Genomic DNA, 21,089 nt, shown 5'->3' on the forward strand with positions numbered 1-21,089 from the left:
GAGGAGACCTACAAACTCCTCGCGCGCGGCGACACCCTCGGCGTCTTCCAGCTCGACGGCAGCGCGATGCGCGACCTGCTGCGCCGCATGCAGCCGACGGGCTTCGAGGACATCGTCGCCGTGCTCGCGCTCTATCGCCCCGGCCCGATGGGCATGAACGCGCACAACGACTACGCCGATCGCAAGAACAATCGGCAGCCCGTCAAGCCGATCCATCCCGAACTCGAAGAGGCCCTGAAGGAGATCCTGGCCGACACGTACGGCCTGATCGTGTATCAGGAGCAGATCATGCAGATCGCGCAGAAGGTCGCCGGCTACTCGCTCGGCCGGGCCGACATCCTGCGTCGCGCGATGGGCAAGAAGAAAGCCGAAGTTCTCGCCGCCGAGTTCGAGGGCTTCGAGAAGGGCATGCAGGACAACGGCTTCTCCAAGGCCGCGATCAAGGCCCTCTGGGACACGATTCTCCCGTTCGCCGGGTACGCGTTCAACAAGTCGCACGCCGCGGGCTACGGCCTGGTGTCGTTCTGGACGGCGTATCTCAAGGCGAACTATCCGGCGGAGTACATGGCGGGCCTGCTGACCTCGGTCGGCGACGACAAGGACAAGGCCGCGGTCTACCTGTCCGACTGCCGCAAGCTCGGCATCACGGTCCTGCCGCCCGACGTCAACGAGTCCGACCACAACTTCACGTCCGTCGGCACCGACATCCGCTTCGGGCTCGGTGCCGTCCGCAACGTCGGCACCAACGTCGTGTCCTCGATCATCGCGGCCCGCACCGAGAAGGGGAAGTACACCGACTTCTCCGACTATCTCGCGAAGATCGACACCGTCGCGTGCTCGAAGAAGGTCACCGAATCCCTCGTCAAGGCAGGTGGATTCGACTCCCTCGGCCATCCTCGCAAGGGTCTGATGCTCGTCCACGCCGACGCGATCGACTCGGTGATGAGCACCAAGAAGGCCGAGGCGATCGGCCAGTTCGACCTCTTCGGTGGCGACGACGCCGACGAATCCGTCGCCGCCGTGTTCAACGTCAAGATCCCCGACGAGGAATGGGACAGCAAGCACCGCCTCGCCCTCGAACGCGAGATGCTCGGCCTCTACGTGTCCGGCCACCCGCTCAACGGCATCGAGCACGTGCTGGCCGCGCAGTCCGACACCGCGATCCCGACGATCCTCGAAGGGGCGATCAAGGACGGCACCCAGGTCACCGTCGGCGGCATTCTCGCGTCGGTCAACCGCCGCATCAACAAGAACGGTCTCGCGTGGGCGTCCGCTCAACTCGAAGACCTCACCGGTGGCATCGAGGTGCTGTTCTTCCCGCAGGCGTTCTCGGTGTACGGCATGGACGTCGCCGAGGACACCGTCGTCCTCGTCAAGGCGCGCGTGTCCATCCGTGACGATCGTGTGTCGCTCATCGCGAACGATCTCGTCGTCCCCGATCTGTCGGCGATCGGCGTCGCGAAGCCCGTCGCGGTCACGCTCGCGACCCGATCGTGCACGCCCGACAAGGTCAGGGCGCTCGAACAGGTCCTCACTCGCCACCCGGGCACGTCCGACGTGCACGTGCGGCTCGTGGGTGGGGGTGGTCCGCGGCTCTACAAGGTCGACGACCGCCTTCGCGTGGAACCGTCGTCGGCGCTCATGGGCGACCTCAAGGCGTTGCTCGGCCCGACCTGCCTGGCCTGACGCACCCCGCCCGTCCCACCCTCTTCCCGTGCCGCAGGGGGCAAAGACGACGAAGGCCCCGGCAGGCGCGGGTTGTCGGCGCGCACCGTCGGATCGTCAGCGCGAAATGAGATCCGAGCCGGAGCGCCCGCTGTCGTGGCGGACGAGGGCGGCCCTGCGGACCCACCACACCACGAGGCCGACTCCGGCGGCGGTGAGGACTGCGGTCTGCGCGGTCGTCGTCAGGGCGTACACGACGACGAGGGCGACGGCGGCAGCGGCGAGAGCCTCGAGCTTGTAGACGGGCCACGCCGTTCCGGCGATGTCGACCACGGACGTCCGGCGACCGGCGCCGCCTGCGGCGCGTCCGGGAGTGTGGCTGATCGACGTCATACCGCGAGGCTACTCGGACTCCAGAGTTCGGGCGACCGAAACCAGGGTTTCGAGGGGTGTGAGTCGCGTCGCGTTCCGATGCGCGAGTGATTCCCTCCCACGGGTCCGCGGACAAGGTGTTCACTGGTGCCATGCCATTAAAAGGTGAGTACGTAGCAAGTCCGGCCGAATGGGCCGCAGAGCAGGTCGAGACGATCGAATCGTCGGACGGTGCCGAGGGGAACACGCTGCGGGGGATGCCCGTCGTGGTCGTGACGAGTATCGGCGCGAAGAGCGGGAAGCTGCGCAAGACTCCGCTCATGCGCGTCGAGCACGACGGCGTGTACGGCATCGTGGCCTCGCTCGGCGGGGCCCCGAAGAACCCCGTCTGGTACTACAACGTCAAGGCCGATCCTCGCGTCGAACTTCGTGACGGCAGCACGGTGTTCGACGGGGTCGCCCGCGAGGTGACGGGGGACGAGCGCGAGACCTGGTGGAAGCGCGCCGTCGAGGCGTACCCGGACTATGCCGACTATCAGCGCAAGACGTCACGCACCATTCCGCTGTTCGTCGTCGAACGCGCGGAGCAACCGCACGACGCGAAGGACTGATGCCCGTGGGGACCGTCGCCGATCAACTCGTCGAACAACTCGTCGCCGCGGGTGTGCGCCGGATCTACGGGATCGTCGGCGACAGTCTCAACCCGGTCGTCGACGCGGTGCGCCGCAGCGGCGGCCGGGCCCGTGGCGGCATCGACTGGGTGCACGTCCGGCACGAGGAGGCCGCGGCGTTCGCGGCGTCGGCGGAGGCTCAGCTGACCGGCGAACTCGCGGTGTGCGCGGGATCGTGCGGTCCTGGAAACCTCCACCTCATCAACGGCCTCTACGACGCGAACTGCTCGGATGCACCGGTTCTCGCGATCGCGTCGCACATCCCCAGCGCGCAGATCGGGATGGAGTACTTCCAGGAGACCCACCCGGATCGGCTGTTCGTCGAGTGTTCGCAGTACTGCGAGCTCGTGAGCACGCCGCAGCAGGCGCCACGGGTCTTCGCGAGCGCGATCACGCACGCCGTCGCGCGTTCGGGAGTCTCCGTCGTCACGCTCCCCGGCGACGTCGCCGAGGACGACGCCGTGCGCACCGCACCGGCGCCGGTTCGCCTCGGCCGCCCGACGCTCGTGCCCGATCCCGCGGACGTCCAGGCGCTCGCGGCGCTCGTCGACGACGCACGCAACGTCGCGATCTTCGCCGGTGACGGCGTACGCGATGCGCGCGACGCCGTGCTCGCGTTCGCCGACGCCGTCGGCGCACCGATCGGTCACTCGCTGCGCGGCAAGAACTGGATCCAGTACGACAACCCGTTCGACGTCGGGATGACGGGCCTGCTCGGGTACGGCGCGGCGCACGACGGCATCCACGACGCCGATCTGCTGGTGCTCGTCGGCACGGACTTCCCGTACGACCAGTTCCTGCCGCAGTCCGATGTGAAGGTCGCGCAGATCGACACGGCCGCGGAGCGGATCGGGCGTCGCACGTCGGTCGACGTCGCGGTCCACGGCGACGCCCGTGCGACGTTCGAGGCGTTGCTGCCACTCGTGCGCCGAAAATCCGACCGGAGCTTCCTGGACGACACGCTCGACCGGCACCGGAAACTGATGTCGCAGGTCGTCGGCGGCTACGCCGAGTCGGCGAATCAGCGCACCCCGATCCATCCCGAGTACGCGGCGTCGGTGCTCGACGATCTCGCCGCCGACGATGCCGTGTTCACCGCCGACACGGGCATGTGCAACGTGTGGACGGCCCGCTACGTCACGCCGAACGGGCGGCGGATGCTCGTCGAGTCGGCGCTGCACGGGTCGATGGCGAACGCGCTTCCGCACGCCATCGGCGCCTCCTTCGCGGATCCGCAGCGGCAGGTGATCTCGGTGTCCGGTGACGGCGGGCTCTCGATGCTGCTCGGTGAGCTGCTCACCGTCGTGATGTACCGGATCCCGGTGAAGATCGTCCTGTTCGACAACTCGTCGCTCGGCATGGTCAAACTCGAGATGCTCGTCGACGGGCTGCCCGACTTCGGTGTCGATGTGCCCGGAGTGGACTACGCCGCGATCGCGCAGGCGATGGGCATCTTCGCGCGGCGGATCGAGGATCCGGGCGACGTCGAGTCGGGGCTGCGAGCGGTCCTCGAACACGACGGGCCCGCCCTCGCCGACGTCGTCACCGATCCGCGTGCGCTGTCGCTGCCGCCGACGATCACGGGGAGTCAGGTCGGAGGTTTCGCGCGGGCGATGTCGAAGGTCGTCATGAACGGGGGCGTGGGTGAGGCCGTGCAGATGGCGAAGTCGAATCTGCGCAACATGCCGCGACCGTCGCAGTTCGATCCGCGCACGTGAGAGCGGGCGGGCCGGGTGCCGCGCGGAGCCGTGGCAGTGGCACCATTGATCGGTGACCACTTCGCTCGACACCGCAGCCCTGCTCGCCGCGTCCGCGCTCAGCGCGGATGCGATCGACGCGGCGGCCGAGCGAATTTCCGGCGTCGTGGCGCCGACGCCGCTGCAGTACTGCGAGCGGCTGTCGGCCGCGACGGGCGCGGAGGTGTATCTCAAGCGCGAGGACCTCACCGCCGTCCGCTCCTACAAGCTGCGTGGTGCGTTCAATCTCATCGCGCAGCTGGGTACCAATGAGCGTGACGCAGGCGTGGTGACGGCGAGCGCCGGCAACCACGCGCAGGGCGTGGCGTTGGCGTGCCGGACCATGGGGATCCGGGGCCGGATCTACGTCCCCACCAACACCCCCAAGCAGAAGCGTGACCGCATCCGCGCGCACGGCGGTGACCAGGTCGAACTCATCATGACGGGAACCACCTTCGATGCCGCCGCGGACGCCGCGCGCCACGACGTGGGTGTCACCGGCGCGACGATGGTGCCGCCGTTCGACGATCCGCGCACGATCGTGGGGCAGGGGACGGTCGCGGCAGAGATCCTCGACCAGTTGCCGTCGGCACCCGACGCCGTCGTCGTTCCGGTCGGGGGAGGCGGATGCATCGCGGGCATCGCGACGTATCTGGACGCTCACTCGCCCGAGACCGCGATCGTCGGCATCGAGCCCTCGGGCGCGGCGTCGATGACGGCCGCGCTCGTCGCGGGTGGCCCCGTGACGCTCGGTGACGTCGATCCGTTCGTCGACGGAGCCGCCGTGCGCCGTGCGGGGGAGTTGCCGTATGCGGTGCTCAGCGAGCTCGGCGTGGACGTCGCCTCGCGCGAGTACGCCCGTCCCGGGCCGTCGGAGATCCGGGTCGAGCCGCGCACCCGCGTCATGACGCAGGCCGACGAGGGTGCGGTGTGCACCGCGATGCTGGACCTGTACCAGAACGAGGGCATCATCGCGGAGCCCGCGGCGGCGTTGTCGGTGGCCGCGCTGTCGGGACTGGCGCTGCGGCCCGGCTCGACCGTCGTGTGTCTCGTGTCGGGCGGCAACAACGACGTCTCGCGGTACGGCGAGGTCGTCGAGCGGTCGCTCGTGCACCTCGGGCTCAAGCACTACTTCCTCGTGGACTTCCCGCAGGAGCCCGGTGCGCTGCGGCGCTTCCTCGACGAGGTGCTCGGGCCCGACGACGACATCACGCTCTTCGAGTACGTCAAGCGGAACAATCGCGAGACCGGTGCCGCACTCGTCGGTATCGAACTCGGTGACGCCTCGGGCCTCGCGGCACTGCTCGAACGGATGGAGCGGTCGCCGATGCAGGTCGAACGGCTCGAACCCGGCTCGCCGGCGTACCGCTATCTCACCTGAGATCGGTCACCGGTCGGTGTCGTCGCCGAGGAGCCGCTCGACGACCTTGCGGTAGAGCTCGGGTTCGGGCTTCGGCAAGCCGAGTAGCGCCGCGAGATACACGCCGTCGCCGACGAGCCGGACGATCTCGGCCTGGACCGGGTCGTCGATCTCCGCGCGCAGCTGCGAGTCCCACGCGCGCATGACGTCGATCATCGCGTTCTGGACCTCCGTGTGCTGGCCGTCGACGGTGCGCAGCGCGGCGATCATCGAGCGATAGAGCGCGGCCTCGGAATCCATCGAACTCGAGTCGGGGATCTGGAGGTACCACTGCGCCGCGGTGCTGCCGCCGGAGACGGCCTCGTCCATCTGCGCGTCCGAACGCTCACCGAGCCGGCGCACCATGGCGCCGAGCAGCGCCTCCTTGCTGGGGAAGTGGTACAGCAGACCGCCTTTGGACACTCCCGCCTCGTCCGCGACGCCCTCGATCGTCACCTGCGCGAGCCCGACGTCGAGCAGCAGCCGTTCGAGGGCGTCCAGGATGCGGTCGCGAGTGTCCGAAGCCATGCCTCGGACCTTACCGGCGGCCGGGGCGGGTGACCGACGCCGAGCGACCGAAAGCCGGAGCGCTCAGAACGCGTCGAGCACGACGAACGAGTGGGCGGGCACCGTCGTCGCCGATGCCGTCTCGTCCTGGGAGACGGTCTCCCAGGCCAGGACAGGGCGTCCGCCGAAGGGAACGGTCACCGGCTCGTCACCGATCACGCACACCAGACGCAGCGAGCCGCGCAGCACCGCGATCCAGCGCTCGTCCTCGTCGTAGTCGACGTGCACGTGCGTCAGCTACGGATCGGTGATCTCGGGACGCTCGCGGCGGAGCGTCAGCAGCGCGCGGTGACAGGCGATCAGCCTCGCGTGCCGCATCCTCGCGGGCTCGGACCAGTCGAGCTTGGACCGCAGGAACGTGTCGGGATCCTGTGGGTCGGGCACGTCCTCGCTCGACCAGCCGTGTTCGGCGAACTCGCGGATGCGGCCCTCGGCGGTCGCGCGTGCCAGCTCCGGCTCGGGGTGCGAGGTGAAGAACTGGAACGGCGTGCGCGCGCCCCACTCCTCGCCCATGAAGATCATCGGCGTGAACGGGCTCAGCAGGACGAGCGCGGCCTTGATCGCGAGTTGGCCGTCGTCGAGATACGCGCTCGGCCGGTCGCCGATCGCGCGGTTGCCCACCTGGTCGTGCGTCGTCGTGTACGCGAGGAGAGCGCTCGCCGGGACGAACCGTGGGTCGATGGCCTTGCCGTGCACGCGGCCACGGAACGTCGAGTAGGTGCCGGCGTGAAAGAAGCCGCGACGCAGCGTCGTCGCGAGAGCGTCGAGCGACCCGAAATCGCCGTAGTAGCCCTGTCGTTCGCCCGAGACGGCGGCGTGGATCGCGTGGTGGACGTCGTCGTCCCACTGCCCGTCCAGCCCGAAACCGCCTGCTGCGCGCGGCGTCACGAGCTTCGGGTCGTTGAGATCGGACTCCGCGATGAGTGTCAGCGGGCGGCGCAGATGCGCCGAGAGCCGCTCGGTCTCGACGGCGAGCTCTTCGAGGACGTGGACGGCGGTGTGGTCCACGAGAGCGTGCACGGCGTCGAGACGCAGTGCGTCGATGTGGAACTCGGAGAACCAGCGCAGTGCGTTGTCGAGGATGAGCCGGCGCACCTCACCGCTGCCCGCGCCGTCGAGGTTGAGGCTCTGGCCCCACGTGTTCGCGCCCTCGGTGAAGTACGGGCCGAACTTCGCGAGGTGATTGCCGGACGGACCGAGGTGGTTGTAGACGACGTCGAGGACGACGGCGAGGCCGCTCGCGTGGCATGCGTCGACGAATCGCGCGAGTCCGTCGGGGCCGCCGTAGGCCTCGTGGACGGCGTACCAGAGCACGCCGTCGTAGCCCCAGTTGTGGGTGCCGTTGACAGCGTTGACGGGCATGATCTCGACGAACGTGACGCCGAGTTCGACGAGATGGTCGAGCCTGTCGATCGCCGCGTCGAAGGTGCCTTCGGGGGTGAAGGTGCCGATGTGGAGTTCGTAGAGGACGCCGCCGGCGAGTGGACGTCCGGTCCATGTCTCGTCGGTCCACAGCGTTGGGTCGAGGGAGTGCAACCGGGATCGCTCGTGGACGCCGTCCGGCTGTCGCGGCGACCGTGGATCGGGGATCACGGCGGGGTCGTCGTCGAGGACGAATCCGTAGCGGGCGTCGGCGGGTGCGGCGACGTGCGCGGTCCACCATCCGTCCGCGTCGGCGGTCATGGCGTGGATCGTGCCGTCGACGTCGAGCCGCACCTCGGACGGGGTCGGTGCCCAGACCCGGAACTCGCGCATCTCCTCGCTCATGGCTCCAGCATGCCGGGAGTGCCGCGAATCCGCTGGACGGTGGGGGTGCTCGGCGATCCGCCGACGCCACGCCGAAACGATTGCCGGACTCGCGTATTCGATACAGCTAGCATGCGACGAATGAACGAGATCGCGCCCCGTCGCACGTACACCTCACCGCTGCGCGAGGCGGCGGCGCAGCGTACTCGCGACGCGATCGTGGCGGCCGCGGCAGCGTTGTTCGCCGGCAAGGGCTACGCGGGGACGACGATCGCGGAGATCGCGCGGGAGGCGGGCGTCGCCGTGCGGACCGTCCACACGGCGTGCCCGGGCGGCAAGTTCGGCCTCTTTCGCGAGGCGCTCGACGCTGCGTCGTCACTGCCACCGGTGCGCGACCCGGCAGCGGAGGGCGATGTGGTCGAGCGCGTCGTCGGCTACAGCGTGGATGTGCTGGAGCGAACCGGGCCGTTGCTGTCGGCGGCGATCGAGGCGTCGGGAGCCGACCCTGTGATGCGGGAGTTCGCCGAGGAGACGATCCGGGACACGCGCGAGAACGCGGCGACGATCGCCGAGGGTCTCGCGGCGTCGAATCTGCTCCGCGCGGAGGTGTCGGTCGACCGTGCGGCCGATGTCCTGTTCGCCGTCGTCTCGCCGCAGATGCACGACATGCTGCGTCGGCGCTGTGCCTGGAGCGTCACCGATTACCGGGAGTTCGTCGTCCGCACCCTCCGCTCTGCGGTTCTGCACCCCTGATGGTTCTGCACCCCTGATCGCACTCTGCACCCCTACCAGTCGCCTGGAAGGGGTGCAGAGTGCAAGTAGGGGTGCAGAACCGCAGGAGCGTCACGGAAGCAGGATGAACTTGCCGGGAGGGTGGGGCTGGGCGAGGTCGCGATGCGCTGTCGCGGCATCGTCCAGCGAGAACGTGCGTGCGATCCGCACCGACAACGCGCCGCTTCCTGCGAGTTCGACGACGGTCTGGCGCGCCGCCCGCCGCGCAGCAGCGGACTGCGGCCCACCCACCCGCACGATCCCGGCGTCGTCGGCGTGCGCACCGGCCGCGATCGTGACGATGCGCGACCGATCGGCGACGAGGTCAACCGACACGTCGACGGCCTCGTCGGTGCCCGCGGTGTCGATCGCGACGGTGACCGGGCCCGGTGCGGCCTCGCGCACCCGATCGGCCAGACCGCTGCCGTACGGGACGGCGATCGCGCCGAGGCCGCGCACGTAGTCGAGATTGTCGGCGCTCGCGGTACCGACGACCGTCGCGCCGCGTCCCACAGCCAACTGGACGGTTGCGCTGCCGACGCCACCGGACGCACCGTGCACGAGGACGACGTCGTCGGGGCCGGTGGCGGCGGTGTCGAGGGTGTCCATCGCGGTGACGCCGGTGAGCAGCAGCCCCGCGGCCGGCTCCCACGCGAGTGAGGGCGGCTTGACCAGGACGGATGTGGCCGAGACCACGACGGATTCGGCGTACATGCCCGTACCGGGATAGACGATCACCTCGGTGCCGACGGCGAGCAGGCCGTCGGGGGAGACCGCCTCGTCGGCGACGGCCGCGACCACGCCCGCGCCTTCGGTGCCGATCGAGAGCGGCAGCTTCTCGGGATCGTCACCGAACGCTCCGCTGTAGCTCTTGAAGTCGAACGGGTTGACCCCGATCGCCCGCAGATCGACGCGGACCTGCCCCGGTGCGAGTTCGGGAAGATCCTCGTCCACGACGGCGAGCACCTCGGGTCCGCCGTATCGCTGCGCCACCACACGTCGAGTCACTGCGCGCTCACTCCCTCTCGAGGCCTGCCGTTCGATTCGATCCAATCACCCGTCGGCGGTGGCCGTGCCGGATTGCCGCACGAGGAGGGCGACGGGATACGTCGCGAAGACGTCCGCGGCGAGCGCCTCGGCGCTGTGCTGCGTCCCCGTGAGGACGTCGAGCCACGACCCGTCCGGCAGCGGAACCGTGGTGTCGTCCCAGCCGCCGCGTTCGGCGAGGCGCAGGCTCGTGCGGGTCGCGAGAACGGCGACGGCGTCGTCACCGCGAACGAATCCGAGAACGTGTTCGCGGCACTCGCCACGGGCGTCCAGAGCCGTGTACGCGCCGGCGAAGACCTCCGGTCGTTCGCGGCGCAGGCGCAGCGCATTGCGCACGACGTGGAGTTTGGGCGGCACACCGACGCCGCCTACGACGACGGGGCGGCGGTTGTCGGGGTCGACGAGCGAGTCCTCGGGAAGCTCGGTGCCCTGGTACACGTCCGGGACGCCCGGCCCGCACAGCTGGACGAGCTTGCGGCCGAGGCAGTCCGAGCGGGTGTGCGGAGCGAGTTGCTGCGCGAGCCGGCCGATCGACACCCCGACGGGACCGTCGAGAACGGTGTCGACCCATTCGTGCACTGCGGCCTCGAACCGCTCGTCGGGCTCGGTCCACGTCGTCTGCGCGCTGGCCTCGCGCATCGCCTTCTCGGCGTAGGCGTGCAGCCGCTCCCGCAGGTCGGGGACGTCCGCGGCGGGCGTGCCGTCGTCGGGCCACACGCCGAGGAAGGTCTGCCAGCCGAACGCCCCGACCGTCGGGTCGGGGGCGGGGGTGTGCTCGCTCCACTCGGCGACGCACCGAGCCCACAGTTCGGGTGTCTGCGACAGCACGCCGATCCGGCCGCGCACGTCCTCGCCGCGCTTGGTGTCGTGCGTCGAGAGTGTCGTCATCGACGCCGGCCGCGACCGCGCGTGCGCCACCGAATCGAGGTGGAAGCGAGCAGGACTCACCCCGAACCGGCCCGGATCACCGCCCACCTCCTGCAGCGACGTCAGGCGCGCGGTCCGATAGAACAGGCAGTCCTCGACGGATTTCGCCATGACGGCGCCGCTGACCTGCTGCAGCCGCGCCGCCGCTTCGCCGCCCGCGGTGACCGCGGCCGCGAGAGTGTCGAGCGCGGGCCCGAGGTCGGGCCGGGCGCGGCGAGCGGAGTCGAGAACGTCGCCGAGCAGCGGTTCGAGCCCGCGATAGTCGCTGCGGTACACCGGAAGTCTCGCGACGACCTCCCCGATCGCCTCGGAGAGCTCGGGCGCGTCGGGGTGCCCGGACGCCGCGCCGCCGCTGTGCCGCGCGACCGCGCGGGCCAGCCGCCGGACCTCGGGCGCCAGCAACTCCGCGGCGGTCGTGCGTTTGAGCCGGCGCTCGGTCTCCTCGAGCCACGCGGCGTCGCCCGCGGCGTCGGTGTAGGCGAGCGAGAGGTCGGTGAGGCCGGCTTCGCCACTGCGGTCGACGAAGACGTCGTCGATGCGGGCCAGCACCTCGTAGCCGGTGGTGCCGTCGACCGGCAGCGTCGCGTCCAGCGCCTCGCCGGACGCCAGAATCTTCTCGACGACGAGCCACCGGTCCGGCCCGACGAGTGCCCGCAATCGGCGGAGGTAGCCCGCCGGATCGGTCAGTCCGTCCGGATGATCGATCCGCAGCCCGTCGACGAGGTCGTCGGCGAACCACGACGCGATCTGGGCGTGCGTCGCCTCGAAGACGTCCGGGTCCTCCTGACGCAGCGCCGCGAGCTCGTTCACGGCGAAGAAGCGGCGGTAGCCGATGAGCCCGCTGTCCCACGGCACGAGCCGGTACGACTGCCGCGCGTGGACTTCGGCGGCGTCCGCTCCGTCGGTCCCCGGTGCGATCGGGAAGCGGTGTTCGTGAAAGGCGAGTTCGGGTTGGTCGCCCGAACGGTCGATGTCGAGCGCGGCGAGGTCGTCGGCGGAGCCGAGGATCGGGAGGGCGAGCCTGCCGTCGGCGCCGTTGTCGGCAGCGCGGTCGATGTCGAAGTACGACGCGAACGGCGACTGCTCGCCGTGGCGCAGCACGTCCCACCACCACCGGTTCTCGCGTGGCTTCGCGACGCCCATGTGATTGGGCACGATGTCGACGATCAGCCCCATGCCGCGTTCGCGGGCCGCTGCCGACAGCGCGACGAGCCCGTCGCGCCCGCCGAGTCCCTCGGACACGGTCGTGGGATCGACGACGTCGTACCCGTGCGTCGACCCGCTCGTCGCGGTGAGGATCGGGGAGAGGTACAGGTGCGAGACGCCGAGATCGTCGAGATACTCGAGCGCCGCGCGCGCGTCGTCGAACGTGAACGAGCCCGGGACGAGCTGCAGCCGGTACGTGGAGGTGATCGGGCGCCGCGTCGGGGTCACCGATCGCTCCGGCGCAGCACGACGAGGGTGCGGGAGCCGACCTTGATCGATCCGCCCGCTGCGACGGTCTCGGGAGTCTCGCCGAGTCCGGTCGGCTGCGCGGTGTCGAGTGCCACCGTCCAGTCGTAGTCGTACGGTGCCTGGAACTCGATGTCGCCGTCGTGCGCGTTGAAGCACAACAGGAACGACTCGCCGACGATCCGCTCACCACGCTGATCGGGCTCGGGGATCCCCTCGCCGTTGAGGAACGCCGCGAGCGACCTGCCGAAGCCGCTGTTCCAGTCGTCGGGGGTCATCTCGTCGCCGGACGGCGTGAGCCACGCGATCTCGCGCATCTCGTCGCCGCTGCGGATGGGCGTGCCCTCGAAGAAGCGGCGGCGGCGGAACACCGGGTTGTCGGCGCGCAGCGCGATGACACGCCGCGCGAACTCGAGCAGGTCGTCGTTCGCTTCCGCGAGCGACCAGTCCATCCAGGACAGCGGCGAATCCTGGCAGTAGACGTTGTTGTTGCCCAGCTGGGTTCGGCCGAACTCGTCGCCGTGCGCGAGCATCGGCGTGCCCTGGCTGAGCATGAGCGTCGCCATGATGTTGCGAGTCTGTCGCGCGCGCAGCGCGAGCACGTGCGGGTCGTCGGTCGGGCCCTCGACGCCGCAGTTCCACGAGCGGTTGTGGCTCTCGCCGTCGCGGTTGCCTTCGCCGTTGGCCTCGTTGTGTTTGTCGTTGTACGACACGAGGTCTCGGAGCGTGAAGCCGTCGTGTGCCGTGACGAAGTTGATCGACGCGCTCGGGCGGCGACCTGTCTTCTCGTACAGATCGGACGAGCCGGTCAGCCGCGACGCGAACTCGCCCAGCGTCGACGACTCGCCGCGCCAGTAGTCGCGGACGGTGTCGCGGTACTTGCCGTTCCACTCCGTCCACAGACCGGGGAAGTTGCCGACCTGGTAGCCGCCCTCGCCGACGTCCCACGGCTCGGCGATGAGCTTGACCTGGCTGACGATCGGATCCTGTTGCACCAGATCGAAGAACGCCGAGAGGCGGTCGACGTCGTGCAGCTCGCGGGCGAGAGTTGACGCGAGGTCGAAACGGAAGCCGTCGACGTGCATCTCGGTGACCCAGTACCGCAGCGAGTCCATGATGAGCTGCAGGGTGTGCGGGTGGCGCGCGTTGAGGCTGTTGCCGGTGCCGGTGTAGTCCATGTAATGCGCGCAGTCGCCGTCGACGACGCGGTAGTACGCGAGATTGTCGATGCCGCGGAACGAGATCGTGGGGCCGAGGTGATTGCCCTCGGCGGTGTGGTTGTAGACGACGTCGAGGATGACCTCGATGCCGGCGTCGTGGAACGCGCGGACCATCGCCTTGAACTCCGTGACGGCGCCGCCGGGTTTCGGTGCTGCGGCGTAGTCGGAGTGCGGCGCGAAGAAGCCGAAGGTGTTGTAGCCCCAGTAGTTTCGCAGGCCTTTGTCGATGAGTGTCTGATCGTGCATGAACTGGTGCACGGGCATGAGTTCGATAGCGGTGACACCGAGCGAGGTGAGGTGGTCGACCACGGCGGGATGTGCGAGCCCCGCGTACGTGCCGCGCAGCTCCTCCGGCACCCCGGGGTGGGTCGCGGTCATGCCCTTGACGTGGGCCTCGTAGATGACGGTCTCGTGGTACGGCGTGCGCGGCGCGCGATCGGATTGCCAGTCGAAGTACGGATTGATGACGACGGTCGTCATCGTGTGCCCCAGCGAGTCGTGGCCGGCCAGGGGGTGGACGTCGTCGTTCTCGTCCTCGGTGTCCTCGACGTCGGCGGCGGGGTCGTCGGCGAATGGATAGGAGAACAGGGAGCGGTCGCCGTCGAAACTCCCCGCGAAGGCCTTGCCGTACGGATCGAGCAGCAGTTTGCTCGCATCGCAGCGCAGTCCGTTCGCCGGATCCCACGGCCCGTGGATTCGGTAACCGTAGCGTTGCCCGGGAACGACCGTCGGCAGATACGCGTGCCACACGTACCCGTCGACCTCGTCGAGTGGTACGCGCGTCTCGACGCCGTCGCGGTCGATGAGACACAACTCCACCGACTCCGCGACCTCCGAGAACACCGCGAAATTCGTGCCCGCACCGTCGTACGTCGCGCCGAGCGGGTAGGCGGTGCCCGGCCACGCGGGGACCGGCTGCGTCGAACTGGGCTCGCCTCGATCTGCCATACCGCGACACTAGTACGGTTCCGCGGCCCTCACCCGGCTGCGACGGCGGCCATGGCGTGCGCGATCGCCGACGTCTCCTGCGTCGTGCACACGAACGGCGGCATCGCGTACACGAGGTTCCGGAACGGCCGCAGCCACACGCCGTGGTCGACGGCGACCGTGGTCGCGACCTGCATGTCCACGGGTGCGTCGAGTTCGACGACGCCGATGGCGCCGAGGGTGCGGATGTCCCGCACGCCGGGGCTGCCCACGAGCGGCGCCAGCCCGGCTGTGAGCGCCGTCTCGATCGCGGCGACCTCGCCGCGCCAGTCGCGGCTCGTGAGCAGGTCGAGCGACGCGCACGCGATCGCGCAGGCCAGCGGATTGGCCATGAACGTCGGGCCGTGCATGAGTGCGCCCGCGTCGCCCGATCCGATCCGGTCGGCGATCGCGGCGCTGCACAGCGTCGCGGCGAGTGTCACGTATCCACCGGTCAGCGCCTTGCCGACGCACATCACGTCCGGACTCACCGCCGCGTGGTCCGCGGCGAACAGTTCGCCGGTGCGGCCGAAGCCGGTCGCGATCTCGTCGAAGATCAGCAGGACGCCGTGCTCGTCGCACAGTGCGCGAAGGTCGCGCAGGTACTCGGGGGAGTGGAAGCGCATTCCGCCCGCGCCCTGCACGACGGGTTCGACGATCACGGCGGCGAGTTCGTCGCGGTGAGCTGCGAGGACCTCGCCGAACCGCGTCGTGTACTCGGGCTCGTACTCGCGGGGCGGGACGGGCGCGAAGACCTGCGGCGTCACGACGCCGCGCCACAACTCGTGCATCCCGCCGTCCGGGTCGCACACGCTCATCGGCGCGAAGGTGTCGCCGTGATAGCCGCCGCGCCAGGTCATGAGCCGATGCTTGGCCGGCCTGCCACGGCTGCGCCAGTACTGCAGGCACATCTTCACGGCGACCTCGACGGCGACCGAGCCGGAGTCGGAGAAGAACACGCGGTCCAGGCCGGGTGGCGTGAGGGCGACGAGGCGTTCGCCCAGTTCGACGGCCGGTTCGTGCGTGAGCCCGCCGAACATGACGTGGCTCATGCGGCCCAGCTGACGGGCCGCGGCGGCGTCGAGTGCCGGATGCCGGTAGCCGTGGATCGCGGCCCACCACGAACTCATTCCGTCGATCAGCGTGCGGCCGTCGTCGAGTTCGAGGCGCACACCCGACGCGCCGCGCACCGCCAGCGGCGGGACATCGGCAGGCACTCGCGAGTACGGGTGCCACAGGATGCGGGAGTCGCGGGTGGCGAGGTCGGTGGCGGTGATCGAGGACACGCGGCCACAGTAACCCGAGCATTGAACACCGTTCAATCTTGGTACTTGAACAGTGTTCAAGTACGGTCCACGTCATGCCACTGCCCTCCGCCTTCGCGCACTGGTTCGACGGCGTCGAGTCGACTCGGCGAGCCGCGGGCCTGCGCCGCGAGCTGTCCCCGCGCCCCGCCGATTCGCCGCTGCTCGACCTCGCGTCCAACGACTACCTCGGCCTGTCCCGCCATCCCGAGGTGGTCGCGGGCGCGGTCGCCGCCGCCCGGCTGTGGGGGACCGGTGCGACCGGATCGCGTCTGGTCACGGGCTCGACCGCGGACCATCACGCACTCGAGGACGACCTCGCCGCCTTCACGGGCGCGGAGTCCGGGCTGGTGTTCTCGTCGGGTTACACCGCGAATCTCGCCGTGGTCGCCGCGCTCGCGGGACGCGGCACGCTCGTCGTCTCGGACGCCGGGGTCCACGCGTCGCTCGTCGACGCGTGCCGGCTCTCGAAGGCGCGCGTCGAGATCGTCCCGCACGCGGACGTCGCGGCGGTCTCGGCCGTGCTGCGTTCGCGCAGCGAGGAGCGGGCGCTCGTGCTCACCGATTCGGTGTTCAGCGCCGACGGCGACCTCGCGCCGCTGCGCGAGCTGCACGCCGTCACGTCGCGCCACGGCGCGCTGCTCGTCGTCGACGAGGCCCACGGACTCGGCGTTCGCGGCGACGGTGGACGCGGGTGGGTGCACGAGTGCGGCCTCGCCGGCGATCCCGGGGTGGTGGTGACCGCAACGCTGTCGAAATCCCTTGCCGCGCAAGGCGGTGTCGTGCTGGCCGCGGAGCGGGTGCGGGCGCACCTGATCGACAACGCCCGCACCTTCGTGTTCGACACCGCGCTCGCGCCGCCCGCAGTCGGGGCCGCCCGCGCGGCGCTCGCGGTGCTGCGCGGCGACCCCACGTTGCCGGGCGCCGTCCTCCACCGCGCACGCGAGATCGCGGCGTTCGCCGGTGCGCCGCGGCCCGACTCCGCCGTCGTGTCGGTGATTCTCGGTGATGCCGCACGGGCGAAAGCGGCGGCCGATGCGTGCCGCGATCTCGGCCTCGCCGTCGGGTGCTTCCGCCCGCCCTCGGTCCCCGAAGGGACTGCGCGGTTGCGGCTCACGGCGCGCGCATCGCTCACCGACGGCGACATCGCCACCGTCCGTGACGTTCTCGGTCGAGTCCTCGCCCGGAGTGCGGCATGAGCATCGTCGTCGTGGCGGGGACCGGCACCGACGTCGGCAAGACGATCGTCACCGCGGCGCTCGCCGCCGCCGCCCGCGCTGCGGGAGCGAGGGTCGTGGTGTGCAAGCCCGCGCAGACGGGCGTCCGTCCGGGCGAGCCGGGTGACATCGCGATGGTGGAGCGGCTGACGGGAATCCGCGGCGTCGAACTCGTGCGGTATCGCGATCCGCTCGCACCCGACACCGCTGCGCGGCGCGAGGGTGCGCCGATGCTGCGACGCGAGACCGTCACCGACGCAGTGCGGGAACTCGCCGATTCCCACGACCTCGTTCTCGTCGAGGGCGCCGGCGGAGTGCTCGTGCGGTTCGGCGAGAACGGCTTCACGCTGTGCGACGTCGCGCGCGATCTCGGTGCGCCCGCCGTCGTCACCGTCGCACCCGGCCTCGGCACGCTCAACCACACCGCTCTGACGACCGAGACGCTTGCGGCGCGCGGCGTCGCGTGCGCGGGGCTCGTCGTCGGATCGTGGCCGCGTAAGCCCGATCTCGCGATGCGCTGCAACCTCGAGGATCTGCCGGACGTCGCCGGTGCCTCGCTGGTCGGGACGATCCCCGCGGGTGCGGGCGCGCTCGCCCCGTCGGAGTTCGTCCGCGACGCCCCGGGCTGGTTCGCCGCGGGATGGGACGTGAGCAGGCTCAGTTCTGGATGAACGAGAGCACGTTCTCCGCAGGATCGGTGAACCAGCAGATCGTCGGTCCGTCGCCGGTGGAGCGGACGATTCCCTTCTCGTCGTGATCGAAGCCGTCGTAGCGCAGCAACTCGATTCCGCGTGAGGTCAGGTCGGCGACGGCCGCGTCGATGTCCGGCACCACGAAGTTGAGGATCGTGTACACGGCGGGACGGTGATCGGGCTTGGGGTACACCAGAATCGGCGTTCCGTCCGGCAGCGTGAGCGTCGAGATTCCCATCGCGTCGCGCTCGACCGCGAGCCCGAGGACGTCGCGATAGAACGCGTCCGCGGCGTCGAGGTCGGGGACGGCGAAGCCGCTGAACGCTTCCGTGATCGTGGTCATGACACCCGCTCCATCTCCGAGCGCATGGCCTCGCTCAGCTGGACGATCTGGACGTAGTTCCCGTCGGGGTCGATCGCGGTCCCGAACCAGCTGCCGTCGCGGTTTTCGAGCGGCGCGAGCCGGCGCGCACCGGACGCGTCGACGGCGTGCGCGGTCGCCTGCGCGTCGTCGACGTCCACATTGAGGACGACGCGGCCCGGCTCGGGGTTGCTCTCGCCGACGTCGTCACGGGAGTCGATCATGACCCAGAAGGTGTGTGCCGGATCGGGACCGAACCCGAGGACGTCGTAGGCGCCGTCCGGCGTCGTCGCGGCGGTGACTCCGAAGACCGCGACGTACCAGTCACGGAGACGGGCGGGGTTCGTGCTGCTGAGCAACATACTTTCGTGCTGCTGAGCAACATACTGTCGATCGTGGGCATGGCATATCACCTTCCGTGGAGGTTCGTAGCGGTCGTTCACGGACTCCGACCGCGGCGGACGGCAGAACTCATCGGTCGGCGCTGCGGTGTCGCTCGGTTTCCCGCTGCTTCGGGGTCCGCGAGCGCTTCCTTGTGACGATGTAGCCGGCGACCGATAGGGCGACGACGGCGGCGAGGGCGAGGGCGAGGTGGCCACGCCAGTGTTCGGGGCCGACGACGACGGTGATGCCGGTGTGGCTGTCGCCGAATCGGCAGGTCATCCCAGGCGGGTACCAGCCCCAGAAGTCGACGACGGCAGCGCCGATGCGTTCTGTGCGGTCTGGTTGCAGGTAATCGAACTGCTCGGGATCGCCGTATCGATTCGTGCACCAGGTCCATTGGGGGTTGTTGTTAAGCGCCATCAGGTCCGCGAGATAGAGCCAGGCGAGCGGGAGAGCGGACGCTACTGCGGTGAGCGCGAACATGGCTCGGACCGCTCGCCTGGCGCGGGGCTTCATGACGTGATGATGGCACCTGTGGCTGCGATCCCATCGGATCCAGCCGCGGCCGACGTGGTGCGTCAGCGAACCTCGGCGGCGAGCCGTTGCCCGATGCCGTCGACGAAGGTGTCGAGGCCGAACTCGAAGCGCGCGGCGGGATCCGCCGTCACCAGGTCGCTGTCGCGCTCGGGATCGACGGCGGGGGCGTCGGGGGAGATGCCGCCGCGCGTGAGGGCGTTCATCTCCTCCAGCTGGCTTCGCGACTGCTCGGAGGTGGTGAGGCCGAGGACGAAGTGCAGCAGGACGTGCGAGGCCAGTTCGGTGTGGTCGGTGCTCAGACCACCCCCGCTCAGGGCGGTCGAGAACGCATCGCGCGCACGGGAATTGCTCAACCGCGACGAGTAGGACGCGGAGACGAGCTCGGCGCCGTCGCGATGAGCGAGCAACGCGTCGCGCAGCCGGTGCGCCAGCGCGCGCACCTGCTCGTCCCAGGGGCGCGGAGTGGTGAGCGGTGCGTCGACGTCTTCGAGGATGCGGTCGGAGACCGCGCCGAGCAGCGTCTGCTTGTTGGGGAAGTGCCAGTACAGAGCCCCCGGCTGGACGCCGAGCGACGTCGCGAGTCGCCGCATCGTGAGATCGGCGAGGCCGTACTCGTCGAGGATCGCCGTCGCGGCGTCGAGGATGTCGGACCGGCTCAGGTTCACAGGATTGACACTACTCCAGCTGCGCCCTACGTTGAACGGTGTTCAATTGAACGGCGTTCAAGAGGCGTCGTGACGTCCATCCATCATCAGGAGTGGCAGCGTGAGTACGTCGTCCGACATCCTCGGCATCGCCCGTGAGCAGGTCCTCGAGCGCGGGGAGGGGTTGACCGAACAGCAGGTGCTCGAGGTTCTCGAGCTGCCCGCGTCCGAACTCGAGGAGCTTCTCGCGCTCGCTCACGACGTCCGCATGGCGTGGTGCGGCCCCGAGGTCGAGGTCGAGGGAATCATCAGCCTCAAGACCGGCGGCTGCCCCGAGGACTGCCACTTCTGCTCGCAGTCCGGCCTGTTCGCGTCCCCCGTGCGCTCGGCGAGGCTCGACATCCCGAGCCTCGTCGAAGCGGCGAAGCAGACGGCGAAGACCGGCGCGACCGAGTTCTGCATCGTGGCGGCGGTACGCGGCCCCGACGAGCGACTGCTCGCTCAGGTCGCCGCGGGCATCGAGGCGATCCGCGGCGAGGTCGACATCCAGATCGCGTGTTCGCTCGGCATGCTCACCGCCGACCAGGTCGAGCGGCTCGCCGCGATGGGCGTGCACCGCTACAACCACAACCTCGAGACGGCCCGGTCGTTCTTCCCGAACGTCGTCACGACTCACACGTGGGAGGAACGGTGGGAGACCCTCGCGATGGTGCGCGACGCGGGAATGGAGGTGTGTTGCGGCGGCATCCTCGGCATGGGTGAATCTCTCGCGCAGCGCGCGGAATTCGCGGCGAATCTCGCGGAGCTCGATCCGCACGAGGTCCCGCTGAACTTCCTGAACCCCAGGCCCGGGACGCCCTTCGGCGATCTCGACGTGCTCCCCGCGAACGAGGCCCTCGCCGCCGTCGCAGCTTTCCGGCTCGCCCTGCCGCGAACGATGCTGCGGTTCGCGGGTGGCCGCGAACTCACGCTCGGTGACCTCGGCGCCCAGCGCGGCATCCTCGGCGGCATCAACGCGGTCATCGTCGGCAACTACCTCACGACGCTCGGCCGCCCCGCCGAGGCCGACCTCGATCTGCTCGTCGACCTGAAGATGCCGCTCAAGGCGCTCAATGCGTCCTTCTGACGCGGGCCCCGGCGACGCCCCACGCTTCGACCCGTTCACCGGGGTCGCGCTCGACGGCTCGGAACTCGGCGGCTCGGAACTCGGCGCCCCCGAACTCGACGGGCACCCGCTCGAACCGCCCCGCTACTGCCCGTCCTGCGGGCGGCGGATGATCGTCCAGATCGATCCCGTCGGATGGTGGGCACGATGCTCGCGGCACGGGACGACGACATCCGGGACGGCGACACACGGGACGACGACACCGGAGTCGGCCTGACGCCGAGCGGTGCCGATCACCCGGTAGCG

Annotated in this window: 19 protein-coding genes and 1 pseudogene; 9 read left to right on the forward strand and 11 right to left on the reverse strand. The window is 69.8% G+C overall.

Annotation, left to right across the window (positions count from 1 at the left end):
- Nucleotides 1-1,686: DNA polymerase III subunit alpha (gene dnaE, locus RR1_RS11245; RefSeq protein ID WP_143153800.1), on the forward strand; the 1,686-nt coding region annotated here is incomplete at its 5' end.
- A gap of 96 nt (nt 1,687-1,782) precedes the next feature.
- On the opposite strand, the gene RR1_RS11250 is transcribed toward dnaE, so the two are convergent.
- Nucleotides 1,783-2,058 carry a hypothetical protein gene (locus RR1_RS11250; protein ID WP_010836226.1) on the reverse strand — a complete coding sequence of 92 codons (276 nt, stop codon included), beginning with the start codon at nt 2,056-2,058 and terminating at the stop codon, nt 1,783-1,785.
- A gap of 131 nt (nt 2,059-2,189) precedes the next feature.
- Between RR1_RS11250 and RR1_RS11255 the strand changes: the two genes are divergently transcribed.
- The 3 genes from RR1_RS11255 to ilvA are packed head-to-tail and all read left to right on the forward strand — an operon-like array spanning nt 2,190 to nt 5,825.
- The gene (locus RR1_RS11255; RefSeq protein WP_040772012.1) at nt 2,190-2,648 is read left to right on the forward strand and encodes a nitroreductase family deazaflavin-dependent oxidoreductase; all 459 of its coding nucleotides are present in this window, start codon (nt 2,190-2,192) and stop codon (nt 2,646-2,648) included.
- Complete coding sequence (locus RR1_RS11260) at nt 2,648-4,426, forward strand: pyruvate dehydrogenase (RefSeq protein WP_040771978.1); 1,779 nt, start codon at nt 2,648-2,650, stop codon at nt 4,424-4,426. Before RR1_RS11255 ends, RR1_RS11260 begins: the two co-directional genes overlap by 1 nt.
- A gap of 52 nt (nt 4,427-4,478) precedes the next feature.
- Nucleotides 4,479-5,825: a threonine ammonia-lyase IlvA gene (gene ilvA / locus RR1_RS11265; RefSeq protein ID WP_010836223.1), complete on the forward strand. Its 1,347-nt coding sequence runs from the start codon at nt 4,479-4,481 to the stop codon at nt 5,823-5,825.
- Nucleotides 5,826-5,831: 6 nt separating this feature from the next.
- Here the strand turns inward: ilvA and RR1_RS11270 are convergent, their stop codons facing one another.
- Together RR1_RS11270 and treZ are read right to left on the reverse strand one after the other, a co-directional pair.
- Nucleotides 5,832-6,371, reverse strand: coding sequence for a TetR/AcrR family transcriptional regulator (locus tag RR1_RS11270; protein WP_010836222.1), 540 nt, complete (start codon nt 6,369-6,371; stop codon nt 5,832-5,834).
- A gap of 63 nt (nt 6,372-6,434) precedes the next feature.
- Nucleotides 6,435-8,165 (reverse strand): annotated as a pseudogene (gene treZ, locus RR1_RS11275) (malto-oligosyltrehalose trehalohydrolase).
- Nucleotides 8,166-8,297: 132 nt separating this feature from the next.
- Here treZ and RR1_RS11280 point away from each other — a divergent pair.
- Nucleotides 8,298-8,909, forward strand: coding sequence for a TetR/AcrR family transcriptional regulator (locus RR1_RS11280; RefSeq protein ID WP_010836219.1), 612 nt, complete (start codon nt 8,298-8,300; stop codon nt 8,907-8,909).
- Between the two features lie 90 nt (nt 8,910-8,999).
- Here RR1_RS11280 and RR1_RS11285 read toward each other — a convergent pair whose 3' ends face one another.
- Genes RR1_RS11285 through RR1_RS11300 form a run of 4 tightly spaced genes read right to left on the reverse strand, consistent with a single transcriptional unit; the run spans nt 9,000 to nt 15,825 of the window.
- Entirely contained in the window at nt 9,000-9,935 is a 936-nt protein-coding gene (locus tag RR1_RS11285) for an NADP-dependent oxidoreductase (RefSeq protein WP_071990673.1), read from the reverse strand.
- A 45-nt stretch (nt 9,936-9,980) separates the two neighbouring features.
- Nucleotides 9,981-12,335 (reverse strand): malto-oligosyltrehalose synthase, encoded by a 2,355-nt coding sequence (gene treY / locus RR1_RS11290; protein WP_010836217.1) that lies wholly within the window; start codon nt 12,333-12,335, stop codon nt 9,981-9,983.
- Entirely contained in the window at nt 12,332-14,521 is a 2,190-nt protein-coding gene (gene glgX, locus RR1_RS11295) for a glycogen debranching protein GlgX (protein WP_010836216.1), read from the reverse strand. Before glgX ends, treY begins: the two co-directional genes overlap by 4 nt.
- Nucleotides 14,522-14,550: 29 nt before the next feature.
- On the reverse strand, nt 14,551-15,825 hold the full coding sequence (locus RR1_RS11300) for an adenosylmethionine--8-amino-7-oxononanoate transaminase (RefSeq protein ID WP_010836215.1): 1,275 nt from the start codon (nt 15,823-15,825) through the stop codon (nt 14,551-14,553).
- 74 nt (nt 15,826-15,899) lie between these two features.
- Between RR1_RS11300 and RR1_RS11305 the strand changes: the two genes are divergently transcribed.
- Both RR1_RS11305 and bioD read left to right on the forward strand, forming a co-directional pair.
- A complete protein-coding gene (locus RR1_RS11305; RefSeq protein WP_010836214.1) occupies nt 15,900-17,042 on the forward strand; it encodes an 8-amino-7-oxononanoate synthase in 1,143 nt (380 codons plus the stop codon).
- Entirely contained in the window at nt 17,039-17,731 is a 693-nt protein-coding gene (gene bioD, locus RR1_RS11310; protein WP_010836213.1) for a dethiobiotin synthase, read from the forward strand. Before RR1_RS11305 ends, bioD begins: the two co-directional genes overlap by 4 nt.
- On the opposite strand, the gene RR1_RS11315 is transcribed toward bioD, so the two are convergent.
- The 4 genes from RR1_RS11315 to RR1_RS11330 all read right to left on the reverse strand — a co-directional run bounded on the left by RR1_RS11315 (nt 17,718) and on the right by RR1_RS11330 (nt 19,699).
- On the reverse strand, nt 17,718-18,095 hold the full coding sequence (locus tag RR1_RS11315; RefSeq protein WP_010836212.1) for a VOC family protein: 378 nt from the start codon (nt 18,093-18,095) through the stop codon (nt 17,718-17,720). The two genes, bioD and RR1_RS11315, sit on opposite strands and share 14 nt — an antisense overlap.
- The gene (locus RR1_RS11320; protein ID WP_010836211.1) at nt 18,092-18,475 is read right to left on the reverse strand and encodes a VOC family protein; all 384 of its coding nucleotides are present in this window, start codon (nt 18,473-18,475) and stop codon (nt 18,092-18,094) included. Before RR1_RS11320 ends, RR1_RS11315 begins: the two co-directional genes overlap by 4 nt.
- A 109-nt stretch (nt 18,476-18,584) precedes the next feature.
- Nucleotides 18,585-19,013 (reverse strand): hypothetical protein, encoded by a 429-nt coding sequence (locus RR1_RS11325; protein WP_143153801.1) that lies wholly within the window; start codon nt 19,011-19,013, stop codon nt 18,585-18,587.
- 62 nt (nt 19,014-19,075) lie between these two features.
- A complete protein-coding gene (locus RR1_RS11330; protein WP_010836209.1) occupies nt 19,076-19,699 on the reverse strand; it encodes a TetR/AcrR family transcriptional regulator C-terminal domain-containing protein in 624 nt (207 codons plus the stop codon).
- A gap of 100 nt (nt 19,700-19,799) precedes the next feature.
- Between RR1_RS11330 and bioB the strand changes: the two genes are divergently transcribed.
- Nucleotides 19,800-20,804, forward strand: coding sequence for a biotin synthase BioB (bioB, locus tag RR1_RS11335; RefSeq protein ID WP_010836208.1), 1,005 nt, complete (start codon nt 19,800-19,802; stop codon nt 20,802-20,804).
- Nucleotides 20,791-21,060, forward strand: a complete 270-nt coding sequence (gene bsaP / locus RR1_RS11340) for a biotin synthase auxiliary protein BsaP (protein ID WP_051110977.1) — start codon at nt 20,791-20,793, stop codon at nt 21,058-21,060. Before bioB ends, bsaP begins: the two co-directional genes overlap by 14 nt.
- Nucleotides 21,061-21,089 lie beyond the last annotated feature (29 nt).

Source organism: Rhodococcus rhodnii NBRC 100604 (assembly GCF_001894925.1).
GTDB lineage: Bacteria > Actinomycetota > Actinomycetes > Mycobacteriales > Mycobacteriaceae > Rhodococcus_F > Rhodococcus_F rhodnii.